Source organism: Paenibacillus sp. FSL R7-0048, from assembly GCF_038004505.1.
GTDB classification, from domain to species: domain Bacteria; phylum Bacillota; class Bacilli; order Paenibacillales; family Paenibacillaceae; genus Paenibacillus_AQ; species Paenibacillus_AQ odorifer.
In genome coordinates, this window is record NZ_JBBORF010000001.1 from 395,477 (window position 1) to 407,541 (window position 12,065).

At 44.7% G+C, this 12,065-nt stretch carries 13 protein-coding genes; all 13 read left to right on the forward strand.

The annotated features are described in order from the left end of the window. The first annotated feature begins 7 nt into the window (after window positions 1-7). The 13 genes from NSQ91_RS01750 (at window position 8) to NSQ91_RS01810 (ending at window position 12,057) form a co-directional block, all read left to right on the forward strand. The gene (locus NSQ91_RS01750; protein ID WP_076304766.1) at window positions 8-730 is read left to right on the forward strand and encodes an amino acid ABC transporter ATP-binding protein; all 723 of its coding nucleotides are present in this window, start codon (window positions 8-10) and stop codon (window positions 728-730) included. 156 nt (window positions 731-886) lie between these two features. Next, the gene (locus NSQ91_RS01755; protein ID WP_076185595.1) at window positions 887-1,333 is read left to right on the forward strand and encodes a tellurite resistance TerB family protein; all 447 of its coding nucleotides are present in this window, start codon (window positions 887-889) and stop codon (window positions 1,331-1,333) included. Window positions 1,334-1,457: 124 nt separating this feature from the next. Beyond that, window positions 1,458-2,054 (forward strand): TerD family protein, encoded by a 597-nt coding sequence (locus NSQ91_RS01760; protein WP_076124695.1) that lies wholly within the window; start codon window positions 1,458-1,460, stop codon window positions 2,052-2,054. 29 nt (window positions 2,055-2,083) lie between these two features. Beyond that, the gene (locus tag NSQ91_RS01765; protein ID WP_036687420.1) at window positions 2,084-2,659 is read left to right on the forward strand and encodes a TerD family protein; all 576 of its coding nucleotides are present in this window, start codon (window positions 2,084-2,086) and stop codon (window positions 2,657-2,659) included. 57 nt (window positions 2,660-2,716) lie between these two features. Beyond that, window positions 2,717-3,298, forward strand: coding sequence for a TerD family protein (locus NSQ91_RS01770; RefSeq protein ID WP_036687422.1), 582 nt, complete (start codon window positions 2,717-2,719; stop codon window positions 3,296-3,298). Window positions 3,299-3,431: 133 nt separating this feature from the next. After that, window positions 3,432-4,712 (forward strand): TerD family protein, encoded by a 1,281-nt coding sequence (locus tag NSQ91_RS01775; protein ID WP_076304759.1) that lies wholly within the window; start codon window positions 3,432-3,434, stop codon window positions 4,710-4,712. A gap of 27 nt (window positions 4,713-4,739) precedes the next feature. Further along, window positions 4,740-5,480, forward strand: a complete 741-nt coding sequence (locus NSQ91_RS01780; protein ID WP_036687425.1) for a TerC family protein — start codon at window positions 4,740-4,742, stop codon at window positions 5,478-5,480. 225 nt (window positions 5,481-5,705) lie between these two features. Further along, a complete protein-coding gene (locus NSQ91_RS01785) occupies window positions 5,706-6,914 on the forward strand; it encodes an HpcH/HpaI aldolase/citrate lyase family protein (RefSeq protein ID WP_232061116.1) in 1,209 nt (402 codons plus the stop codon). Further along, on the forward strand, window positions 6,859-8,301 hold the full coding sequence (locus tag NSQ91_RS01790; RefSeq protein WP_081391898.1) for a phosphoribosyltransferase family protein: 1,443 nt from the start codon (window positions 6,859-6,861) through the stop codon (window positions 8,299-8,301). The genes NSQ91_RS01785 and NSQ91_RS01790 overlap by 56 nt, the downstream gene beginning before the upstream one ends. After that, complete coding sequence (locus NSQ91_RS01795) at window positions 8,282-9,433, forward strand: cysteine protease StiP family protein (protein WP_076304760.1); 1,152 nt, start codon at window positions 8,282-8,284, stop codon at window positions 9,431-9,433. Before NSQ91_RS01790 ends, NSQ91_RS01795 begins: the two co-directional genes overlap by 20 nt. Then, window positions 9,430-10,263: a hydrolase gene (locus NSQ91_RS01800; protein WP_076304761.1), complete on the forward strand. Its 834-nt coding sequence runs from the start codon at window positions 9,430-9,432 to the stop codon at window positions 10,261-10,263. The genes NSQ91_RS01795 and NSQ91_RS01800 overlap by 4 nt, the downstream gene beginning before the upstream one ends. Then, window positions 10,260-11,315, forward strand: a complete 1,056-nt coding sequence (locus NSQ91_RS01805) for an ATP-grasp domain-containing protein (protein ID WP_076185601.1) — start codon at window positions 10,260-10,262, stop codon at window positions 11,313-11,315. The genes NSQ91_RS01800 and NSQ91_RS01805 overlap by 4 nt, the downstream gene beginning before the upstream one ends. Window positions 11,316-11,349: 34 nt before the next feature. Further along, window positions 11,350-12,057 carry a hypothetical protein gene (locus NSQ91_RS01810; RefSeq protein ID WP_076304768.1) on the forward strand — a complete coding sequence of 236 codons (708 nt, stop codon included), beginning with the start codon at window positions 11,350-11,352 and terminating at the stop codon, window positions 12,055-12,057. The last annotated feature ends 8 nt before the right edge of the window (window positions 12,058-12,065 follow it).

A 12,065-nucleotide genomic window follows, 5' to 3' on the forward strand; every position in this document is an offset into this window, starting at 1 on the left:
GGAGCCTATGATTACAGTACGGAACTTACATAAATCATTTGGAACAAATACGGTGCTGGCTGACATAAGTATCGATATTTTCAGTCAGGAGGTAGTGGTGGTTATTGGACCGTCCGGATCGGGTAAATCCACCTTTTTGCGTTGCCTTAATTTACTGGAGCAGCCGCAGGCCGGCGAGATTGTAATTGAAGGCACTTCTTTGATGGCGGCGAGTACGAAGATTAACGATATCCGTACAGAGCTTGGGATGGTGTTTCAGCAGTTTAATCTATTTCCTCATATGAGGGTTATAGAAAACATTATGCTGGCGCCGGTTCAGGTGCGTAAATGGTCTCCGGATAAAGCGCGGCAAAAAGCGCTGGAGCTGCTGCGAAAAGTAGGTCTAAGTGAAAAAGCAGAGATGTATCCAGCCTCGTTGTCTGGGGGTCAGGCTCAGCGGGTAGCGATTGCAAGGGCGCTGGCTATGGAGCCCCAAATTATGCTCTTTGACGAACCAACCTCAGCGCTTGACCCGGAGATGGTGGGGGAAGTGCTGGCGGTGATGAAGGAACTGGCCCGTGAGGGGATGACGATGGTCGTGGTGACACATGAAATGGGCTTTGCGCGTGAGGTGGGGGATCGGGTGCTGTTCATGGAACAAGGTGAGATTGTGGAAGAAGGAAGTCCGGAGCAGCTGTTCGGAAATCCTATGCAAGAACGGACACGATCCTTTCTATCAAAGGTGCTGTAATTTAGTGGAAAGTAGAATCTTGTTATTTTATCAGGTATATTAGAAGAGTAACGGTTAATTCAGGGATTTATATGCAAAATCTGTCGGAACGTGGAGAGGAGGCTCTGGGGATATCTTTTGTTATCATAATCTTGCAGTGATAGAGGGAGAAATACGATGAGCACATTTAAAAACTGGTTAAACACAACCAAAAACGGACTAACAGATCAAGTGAAAAAATTCAAAAATAAAGACTTCATGAACGCGATAGTTGCAGGCTGCGCTTTGGTTGCTGCGGCTGACGGTAAAATAGAAGATGCAGAGAAGAATAAAATGGTCGGCTATATAAATCTAAGTAATGAATTGAAGGTATTTGACATGAGAGATGTCATTGCTCAATTCAACCATTATGTTAGTAACTTCGAGTTCTCTCCGGAAATAGGGAAACAAGAAGCTTTGAAAGCGATCGCTAAGTTTAGCGGCAAACCAGAAGCGGGCCGTCTGATCGTGGGCGTATGCTCGGCAATTGGATCAGCTGATGGTGATTTTGATGATTATGAAAAAGCAGTTGTGCGGAATATTTGTGGTGTCTTAGGATTAAACCCTAGCGAATTCAGTTTATAAATTAGGTGAAGTCATAGATAAAAGTTCGTTGAAACGTAATTTATTCTTTATCGTATCACTGATATAACACCTAAAAGCTAGACTAACAGATAATGATTTTTATCGGAAACGGAGGTACGTTGATTTGGCTGGAATTAATCTGGTAAAAGGTCAAAAGATTGATTTGACTAAAGGTAATGCGGGCTTGTCCAATGTAATTGTGGGCTTAGGCTGGGATCCAATTGAAGCCTCGCGGGGATTCTTTGGAGTCAAGAAACAGGCGAATGTCGACTGTGATGCCTCAGCACTGCTATTAAATGAGGATGGTAAGCTAACTAAGAAGGGTAACCTGATCTGCTTCCACAACAAGCAAAGTCCTTGCAACTCGGTCATTCATTCCGGAGATAATCTGACGGGTGAAGGCGACGGAGATGACGAGCAAATCATGGTTAATTTGAAAGCCATTCCTGCCGATGTTCACAAGGTTCTGGTTGTCGTTAACATTTACGATGCGGTGAATCGCAAACAGGATTTTGGAATGATCAAATCAGCGTATATTCGGGTAATAAATGCTGCCGGGAATAGTGAGTTGATTAAATTCAACTTGTCAGACAACTACACAGGTTTTACGGCACTTATTTGTGGAGAGCTTTACCGCCAAGGTGGAGAATGGAAGTTCGCTGCAATTGGTGAAGGCAGCCACGCCGCTCATATCAATCAACTTGCAGAACGCTACGTATAATCCAAATATAAGAAAAGAGGTATGTAATCATGGCAATTAATCTATCCAAAGGTCAAAAAATCGATTTAACGAAAACAAACCCAGGTCTATCCAAAATCACAGTAGGTCTTGGTTGGGACACTAATAAATATGACGGCGGAAAAGATTTCGATTTGGACGTATCCGTCTTTTTGACCAATGCTAGTGGTAAAGTTGATAAAGAAACCAACTTCATTTTCTTCAATAACAAGCAAAATGAGAATGCTTCTGTTGTTCATACCGGAGATAACCGTACAGGTGAAGGCGATGGTGATGATGAGCAGGTTCAAGTGGATCTTCAGAACATCCCTGCTGATGTAGACAAAGTAGCTTTTACTATTACAATTTATGATGCTGAAGCAAGAAGCCAAAACTTTGGACAAGTCTCCCGTTCCTACGTGCGTATCGTAAACGATCTGAACAATGAAGAATTGATTCGTTTCGACCTAGGTGAGGATTTCTCTATTGAAACTGGTGTTGTTGTAGGCGAATTGTATCGTAACGGTGCAGAATGGAAGTTCAATGCTATCGGCAGTGGCTACAAAGACGGCTTGAGCGGTTTGACTCGCGACTACGGCCTGCAATAAATTTCATTCTGCATGCTAAAGATGAATTGAATTCATAAATGAAAGAAGGTTTTGTCAGTGACGATCAGTCTCTCTAAAGGACAACGGATTGATCTTACCAAGACTAATCCGGGTTTGACGAAGGTAGTAGTAGGATTGGGCTGGGATACTAATAAGTATAGCGGCGGCCAAGATTTTGACCTTGATGCCTCAGCCTTTTTACTGCATGAAGATGGTAAGGCCAAGGGCTCCGATGATTTTGTATTCTACAACAATCCTTCGGGTGGCGCAGGTTCCTTGACTCATACGGGGGATAACCGTACAGGTGAGGGTGACGGAGATGACGAGCAGATTGTTGTTGATTTCAGCAAAATCCCTGCTCATATTCAGCGCATCGGAATAACGGTAACGATCTATGATTATGAAACTCGGGCACAAAACTTTGGACAGGTTTCCAATGCTTTTGTACGTGTAGTAGATGCTTCTAATGATCGTGAAGTGCTTCGCTTCGACTTAGGTGAAGACTTTTCAACTGAAACAGCTGTTGTATTCTGTGAGTTCTACCGCAATGGTGCGGATTGGAAGTTCCAGGCGATTGGAAGTGGCTTTGCCGGCGGTCTAAGCGCTTTATGCAGAAACTATGGACTGGACGCGCAATAACATCCAAGTGGGCGGGGTCATTACCGATCCTGCCCTTTTTATAAATATTTAGAGCAGTACAGACTCCACTTTGTGGGGTTCTTTTTTACAAAATTATTAGTTGGTTTACTCCATTTATAAAGGTGGCGTAAGAATGAGTGTTAACGTAGTCAAAGGGCAAAAAGCTGATCTGACCAAAGGCAATGCTGGACTTCATTCTATAATAGTAGAGATCGGCTGGCGTGCTCCGGCTGCTCTGGAGATTGATAGCTCTGCTTTCCTGCTTGGATCAGAGGGTAAAGTAAGTAAAGACGAGGATTTAATATTTTATAATAATCCAGCCACATCTTATATTAGGTATAAGGATGTGCCAGGATTCAATGACCGCAAGCAATTCGAAGTTCAATTGGATAAGATTCCTTCCGATGTGATGAAGATTGCCTTTACACTTACCATTTATGATGGGGAGAAAAGGGGTCAAAGTTTTGGGCAAGTTAGTCAGGCCTATTTTCGGATTCTCAATCAAGTGACAGGTGCGGAACTGCTCCGATGTGATCTCGACAATCTTTTCTCCGTGGAAACGGCCATTGTGGTAGGGGAATTATATAGATATAACAGTGAATGGAAGTTCAGTGCCATTGCAGCGGGGTTTGCCGGAGGTTTGAAAGAGATATGCAGCAACTTCGGTATTGAAGCGAATGAGGAGCCTGCTCCTGCTGCTCCACAGCCGGAGGTTAAGCCGCAGATTCCACCACAAATCTTCGCAACGCCGCCTGCGCAGCCAGTGAAACGTGAAGAGAGCTCTCCAGCCACACCCCCGCCTTCGCCAATGAATCTCAACTTGAAGAAAATCGAGCTGAAGAAAAAAGGCGATTCCATCAATTTGAAAAAATCAGCCAGTGGTGATTTAGGGGAAGTGTTGATTAATCTCAACTGGAACCAGAAGCAGGGCGGACTCTTTAGTCGTAAAAATGGCGTAGATCTAGATCTTGCTTGTCTGTATGAACTGAAGAATGGCAGTAAAGGAGTGGTACAAGCGTTGGGCAATGCCTTTGGCTCATTGAATCAACCTCCTTATGTCATGCTTGATGGGGATGATCGGACAGGCTCCGTAACTACTGGTGAGAATTTGCGTATAAATGGTATCAAAATTTCCGAGATTGAACGCATTCTAGTGTTTTCCTTTATTTATAAAGGGGTAACCAACTGGTCGGAGGCCGATGGGGTTGTCACCATCAAACAAGGCGGAGGACCTGATATCATTGTAAATTTGGACGAGCATAACAACCGAAAAGGGATGTGTGCCATTGCGTTATTCCGGAATGTAAGCAATGAAACATTTAGTGTTGAACGGCTGGTGCAATATTACAGTGGTCATCGTGAGATGGATGAAGCCTATGGCTGGGGGCTGCGCTGGGTTGCGGGCAGCAAATAATCGATTTTACCGGAGGCGCAAAGTGTAATGGATTGGTTCGCAGATTTTTTTAGAAATATTAGTGAGAATTACGGGCATTTTTTCTCATGGAGTGATGTAGTAGGCACGCTCTCTGATCCTGTGAGCTGGGGGATTATCGGGAGCTTAATTCTACTAGAAGGTTTGCTCTCTGCAGATAATGCGCTTGTGCTTGCCGTTATGGTTAAGCATCTACCTAAGGAGCAGCAGAAAAAGGCGCTTTTCTACGGTATCTTAGGGGCTTATTTGTTCAGATTCCTGGCCATTGGACTAGGGACATTTCTTATTAAGTTTACTTTGGTTAAGGTTCTTGGTGCACTGTATCTCTTTTATATCGCATATAAAGGTTTATTTAAGGGCAGTGGCGAAGAGCATACGGAGAATAAAGGCACTTCTTTTTGGAAGACGGTTCTCCTTGTTGAATTAATGGATATTGCTTTCAGTATTGACAGTGTTATTGCAGCATTTGGACTTAGCGACCAGGTTTGGGTTCTCTTTATGGGTGGTATCTTAGGGGTTCTGATGATGCGCGGAGTGGCGCAGGTATTCTTGAAGCTTATTGATAAATTCCCTGAATTGGAACAGGCAGCGTTCCTGCTTATCGCCATTATTGCGGGTAAGATGCTAGCGGGTGCTTTTGGTTTTGAATTGCCGCATGTCGTATTCTTTACAATCCTTATAGCGGTATTCGTGGGTACGATCCTCTATAGTGCTAGACGTAAGAAAAAAGATGCCCATAAAAGTGCATGATTAAAAAAGTAATTGCACCATAGAGAAGTCGGAGCCGATCATGCAAGAATAGAAACGCCTGCTTCTTTCAGGTAATCGTATATGTTATAGCGTAGGCCTTCACTTATATTTGAGAGAGCCAAGATGCCATCCCCAAGGGAGAGTATTGCCGGTTCTGACACTCTCTATGAGGAGAGGTCTACGCTTGTTTTGCTTGGCTTCGCAAAACTATAAGGGGGAACCGATTTGAGATACTTCGATTACCTGACGAAAGAACAAGAAATCTCTTTGTTTTACACTCCGCCTATCTCATTTGATCATACCACGAACAAGGAACTGCTAGCCTACGCTGTCGGCGCTGCCCTCTATATGCCGGCTACCCGTGCAAGTGTTGCAGAAGACATCATTAAGCTCAAGAATGCAGGTCTAGTGACGGTTATTATAGATCTGGAGGACGCAATCGGAGATGACCAGGTTGACAATGCAGAGGAGTCTATTATCCAGCATCTTATTTACCTAGCTGCTTACGCAGAAAATGAGCTGGATTCATCGAACAGCCTCCCGCTTCTTTTTATACGAGTACGTAACCCGGACCAACTCCGGCAAATGATTTTCCGCTTGGGATCCTTGGTAACGATGTTAACAGGGTTTGTATTTCCTAAGTTCTCTGTGGACAATGGAATTCAATATTTTGAAACGTTAGCTGAGTACAACAATACGCGTGGTTATAATGATCCTGTGCTTTACGGGATGCCAATCTTGGAAACTGCACCTATTATTTATCGGGAAAGTCGAGTGGACAGTCTGCTATCTATCCGTGATTTACTCCGTAATTACCGTGAACTTGTCCTAAACGTCAGAATTGGGGCAACGGATTTCTCCAGCCTGTTCGGACTGCGTCGCAGTCCTGATGTTAGTATTTATGATCTTACTCCTATCCGTGACTGTATCTCGGACATTATCAATGTGTTTGGGCGGGTTGAAGAGGGATATGTGATCTCAGGACCTGTCTGGGAGTATTTTGCGAATAAAGGTCATCGAGTTCTCCGGCCGCAGCTGCGGCAGACGCCATTTGAGGATACTTACGGCAAAAACGGCCGTGATATGCGGAATAGCTATATCTCGAGCAGTGTGGACGGGCTAATTCGTGAGGTTATTTTGGATAAAGAGAATGGAATTGTGGGTAAGACGATTATCCATCCTTCTCATCTCAGACCTGTTCAGGCGATGTATACAGTGATGCATGAGGAATACGTCGACGCTTTAAGCATTGTAGAAAGTAATGATGGCAGTCTGGGCGTGTTTAAGAGTCAATATTTTAATAAAATGAACGAAATTAAGCCCCATCTGAATTGGGCAAGACGAATTTTACTACGATCTCAAATATACGGGGTGTTACATGAACAACAGCATTTTGTCGGATTATTACCCGAAAACGAATTTACGCACGTATAACATAGTCGAGAACCTGCAAGTGAATGTAACCGAAACCTTTAACCCCTTTCATATGCCTCTGGATTCTTTATTTTCTATGGCGGCGCGAATTAATAAAAAACGAACTTTTCTGTTTGTCAGTAAGGTGCTTGGCAAGCATATCCCCGTCGATCCGTATACTTCACTTCTAAGCGGAGCAGCGTTGGCGCTGCTGTTATATCAGGAGATGAACGGCGATTCCGTGGATAGTGATCGTATGACAAAGTTATTGGATATGGCGGTTCATGGGCTGATTCATCCTGAATTTGCTAAGGAAGCCTATCAACATTTACTAGCGGCCCGGCTGGTTTTGCCCAAGCCTGTGGTTTTTATTGGATTCGCAGAAACGGCAACTGCACTGGGTCACAGTGTGTACAACATCTTTGCTGAGCAGGCATCCTATATTCATACTACGCGTGAGCATATTCCTGATTTGGAGTCTGTTGTAAGTTTTGTAGAAGAGCATTCCCATGCAGTTGATCATCTATGTTATGCCTTGGATACCGAACTCTTATCTGGGACAGAGCCCATTATATTGGTAGATGACGAGATTACGACCGGGAAAACCGCGATCAATACAATTCGAGATATTCAGTCAAAATTCCCGCGGGAGGAATATGTGGTAGTCTCTCTTCTGGATTGGAGAAGCGGCAGCAATCTTCAACACTATAGTGAGCTTGAGCAGGAGCTGGGGATTCGCATTAAGTCGTTATGTCTGCTGCAAGGGAATATTGAAGTGATAGGTTCACCGGTGTTTAATAAGGATACTGAGCAGCTGGATAGAGAGGCCATTTTTGAGTGTGAGGTTGTAACTACTTATGCTCAAGATGGAATGGAACGACTGGAGGTATCCTCTATCGATTCCTATGGTGAGATCAACACAGCGCCGTATATGAAATATAGTGGACGGTTCGGAATGGAGTCACAGGATAATCTGGAGCTTGATCAGGGTGTGAAACGAATAGCTGAGCAGCTGCGGCAATTGCGTAGAGGACCGAAAGCCTTGGTAATGGGTGTAGGAGAATTTATGTATCTTCCGATGAGAGTGGCGGCGGAAATGGGGGAAGGGATTGCTTACCAGTCTTCCACTAGAAGTCCAATCCACCCTGAGCGTCGGTCGGATTATGGGGTACATAGTGCTGCTGCGTATCCTTCAGCTGGTGATCCGGAAATCACAAACTTTATTTATAATATAGCTCCTGGTCAATACGATGATATATTTGTGCTGATTGAGCGTGATGTACCGCATGAGCGTATGAAACCTATGCTTGATATACTGAAGAAACTGGCCCGCCATAAAGTGCATCTTATTGTACTGACCTCGGAAAGAAGAAGTGGAGGCCCTACCTATGAAGGGAACAGTAACTGAAAAAATTCTAAACAGAAGTATAGCCGAACCGGTCCCGCTAGGCAGCTATTCTCCGTCAGATGTTATATTTTTGCTTAAGGATCTGAGCGATGTTTCACTGGAGCGGGCGACTGACGAAAGAGAGGCCGCCATTCAATCAGGTGTACACTACTCTGAGATGCTGCCCGTGGAATATCAGCCTACTGAGCAGTATATTGAGTTATTTCACGAGACGCTGGAGCAATCTGCGGAGAAGGTCGCTCTAGCAGTAGCGGTAGTCTCTGAGATGATTGTCGCTCAAAGGGGACTTGATACGGTGTTAGTCTCTTTGGCAAGAGCGGGAACGCCAATTGGTGTACTGATTAAGCGTTATATCCAAGAGCGATATGGTGCTGATCTGCCGCATTATAGTATCTCTATCATTCGGGGCAAGGGGATTGATGAGAACGCAATCCTTTATATTCTGCAAAAGCACGGGCTTGACGCTGATTTGCAGTTTGTCGACGGATGGACGGGGAAAGGGGCTATTCGCCAGGTATTGATTGAAGCGTGCAACAGCCTGTATGAGAAATATGGCATTCGGCTAAATGATGACCTGGCCGTATTGGCTGATCCCGGGAACTGTTCAGGCACGTTCGGGACTAGAGAGGATTATCTTATTCCTAGTGCATGCCTCAATTCTACGGTGTCAGGACTGATGAGCCGGACAGTGCTGCGCGATGATTTAATCGGTCCGGAAGAATTCCATGGGGCTAAATTCTACAAGGAATGGCTCGATACGGATGTATCCAATGTATTCATTGCGGCGATCTGCCCGTATTTCTCCTCCGTTGCGGAAAAAGCACAAGCGATTGCTGAACAGATGCAGCAATCGCCGCCAGAAATTACATGGCAGGGCCTGCGTGATATTCAGAGTATTCAAGAAGTGTTCGGCATAGATAACATCAATTTGGTCAAGCCCGGAGTCGGAGAAACTACCCGAGTGCTGCTGCGCAGAGTACCGTGGAAGATTCTTGTCGATACTATGGATAATCCAAATCTTCGTCATATTATTCTCTTAGCAGAGGATAGAGGGGTTCCAGTAGAAGTATTCCCTGGACTCACCTACTCCTGTTGCGGGATTATTAAGCCGCTGAGAGGTGAGACGGAATGATCTATGCCAGTGATTTGGACCGAACGTTAATCTATTCCTTAAATGCAATCGGTGTCCCGGAGAATACTCCGGGCCTGGTTCCTGCGGAGGTTGTGGATGGTAAGACGGTTTCATACATTTCGCAAAAAGCATTGGCTGATCTGATGGAGCTTACTTCCCGTATTATCTTTATGCCCGTTACAACACGTACCATAGCGCAGTATAAGCGTATTAATCTGTTTCAAGACACGATTATTCCAGACTACGCGATTACTAGTAATGGCGGGAATATTCTGATTGGTGGCGAAGTAGATAAAAGCTGGAGAGCTTCTGTGGGCAGGCTTGTTCAAAATGAATCGGCTGCGGCAGAAGAAGTTAGAATGCACGTTTGGTCTGTAGTGCACGAGGAATGGATCATTAGTGAGCGGTATTGTGATGATTTATTTTATACTTTTGTAGTAGTTCGTGATTTATTACCTATGGATGAGATCACGAATCTGGCAGAGCGATTATATGATTTGGGCTGGCGGGTATCCTTACAAGGGCGCAAGCTATATGTCGTTCCTGCCGCTGTGAATAAAAGTGATGCGATTGTTCATGTGCGCCGGACGGTTCGTTCAGAACCGATGGTAGCATCGGGAGATTCCTTGTTGGATAAGAGTTTACTAGAAAGTGCGGACTATGCGATTGCTCCTTGTCATGGAGAAATATTTGCAGAGCAGCAGAGTGGTCTTGTAAAATCAAGGTATCCCTTTACGAAGCAAGCGGGTGTTTTTGCTGGTGATGAAATTCTACAGTATGTAAACATGATCTATAATAACTTAACCGTATTGGGAGTTGGGCCACTATGAAAAAGGTAAACATTTATTTCAATCGCTGGTTTTCCGTCGCTTACCATTATATGAATCTCATCCGCAATAATGAGGATGGCGTTCCTGTACAAATCTTCGCCACGCATCCTGATATTCACCATATGTCCCTTCAAGGTGCTGATGTTGCTGGGACTGAACCAGCACTGACTGGAATAGAATATGTTCAATTCTGCGTGGATTTCTGTCGCCGCAATGAGATCGATATCTTCATTCCACGGTTACATATGCTGGATATAGCTTTGCATGCTGCTATGTTTGATGCGATTGGCACCAAGGTTCTAGTCTGTAGAGATTTGGACTTATTGGAGACCATCATGGATAAGGGGAAGTTCTACGAAAGTGTTAAGGAAACAGGGATTATGACAATTCCTGATTATCATGTGGTGAGTACAGCAGAGCAGTTCAAAGAGGCTTATCATGATCTTGTAGCCAAAGGACACCACGTATGCTTTAAACCCACGGAGACAGAGGGAGGCCTTGGCTTCCGTATCATTGATAACACACGTAGTCCTTTACAGGAGCTGTTTGGTCATGTAACTCCGCTGATATCCTTCGATGAGGCCTATCGTATTCTGGGAAGTGAACCTACATTCCCTGAACTTATGGTGATGGAATTGCTGGAAGGTTATGAATACAGTATAGATTGCTTGTCAGATGAGAATGGCAGGCTGTTAGCGGCTGTACCCCGTCGTAAAGCTGGCGGTCGTCTGCGGCTGATGGAGCATATTCCGGAGCTGGAGGAGATCGCTTCCCGGGTAGCAGAGGTATATAAAATACCTTTCAATTTCAATATTCAAATGAAGTATAGTGGTGGAATTCCTAAACTGCTGGAGATTAACCCCCGGATGTCTGGAGGTCTTCATATTTCTTGTCTGTCTGGAATTAACTTTCCATACCTGGCTGTCAAAAGTGCACTCGGCGGAGAGGTCCAGCCTGCGGAGTTCGGCGATAATGTGCTTGCCAGCCATGTAGAGCAGCCGCTAATTATGAAAATAAACGGCGAATCCGTAATTCCGGATCCCGTGAATTGAGCGTTCGCAATCTCGCTCACAAGAGGTGAGAAAAATTAAATTTAAATCGAAAATATTGCTGTATGCCGGTATTGGCTATGTTGTCGCTGTATTAACGAGTTCTTTTTTGCCTGAGTTACTCTCCTTGCTGTTGCCTGTAGCGGGTGCAGCGGTAGGGGTTCTTGCAACGAGAAGTCCAAGAACCAACCTTCCGGCTGAGGTGCTGCCAGCAGGTCCAGAGACGTTGCCTGTTGCTCCAGCTCCCTCTGCAAATGCTCCGCAATTACCTAGTGTGGCAAATAATGCTGCACCAGGTAATCCGGGCAATAGTGGTAGAACTGAGGCCGAACCAACGAAGATTGGACCGGAATTTGCTCCAGTAGTTGAGTACCTTAGCATTTTGGAAGATATGATTATCTCCGAGGGGCAGAAGGATACACTGGACAATGAAATTGTCGAGAAATCACTGGCGCTTTTTGCGAGACTTCAACGTGTAATTCCGCTGCTGCAGGAGCTCAATAATGGCGATATTAATCATACGGTCCGCAGATTGATTCTGAAGGATTTAAATGGTGTGATTAACCCATTTTTGCGCCTAAGTGGTGAAGCGAAGACGAAGAATCGGAGAACGCTGCTGAACGGTCTAAGAGATGTTGATTCCAAAATATCGGATATTGCTTCGACGATCGAACATAAAGACCTGATGGAACTTCAGACGAAGGCGGAACTGATTCATCAGCGGTATAGCAGTTCCGAATTATAGGAGGGAAA

Excerpts from the sequence above, each read along its gene's own strand:
- NSQ91_RS01765 (WP_036687420.1), top strand. The coding sequence starts at position 2,084 with ATGGCAATTAATCTATCCAAAGGTCAAAAAATCGATTTAACGAAAACA.
- NSQ91_RS01775 (WP_076304759.1), top strand. The coding sequence starts at position 3,432 with ATGAGTGTTAACGTAGTCAAAGGGCAAAAAGCTGATCTGACCAAAGGC.
- NSQ91_RS01755 (WP_076185595.1), top strand. The coding sequence starts at position 887 with ATGAGCACATTTAAAAACTGGTTAAACACAACCAAAAACGGACTAACA.
- NSQ91_RS01750 (WP_076304766.1), top strand. The coding sequence starts at position 8 with ATGATTACAGTACGGAACTTACATAAATCATTTGGAACAAATACGGTG.
- NSQ91_RS01795 (WP_076304760.1), top strand. The coding sequence starts at position 8,282 with ATGAAGGGAACAGTAACTGAAAAAATTCTAAACAGAAGTATAGCCGAA.
- NSQ91_RS01805 (WP_076185601.1), top strand. The coding sequence starts at position 10,260 with ATGAAAAAGGTAAACATTTATTTCAATCGCTGGTTTTCCGTCGCTTAC.
- NSQ91_RS01800 (WP_076304761.1), top strand. The coding sequence starts at position 9,430 with ATGATCTATGCCAGTGATTTGGACCGAACGTTAATCTATTCCTTAAAT.
- NSQ91_RS01790 (WP_081391898.1), top strand. The coding sequence starts at position 6,859 with ATGAACAACAGCATTTTGTCGGATTATTACCCGAAAACGAATTTACGC.
- NSQ91_RS01780 (WP_036687425.1), top strand. The coding sequence starts at position 4,740 with ATGGATTGGTTCGCAGATTTTTTTAGAAATATTAGTGAGAATTACGGG.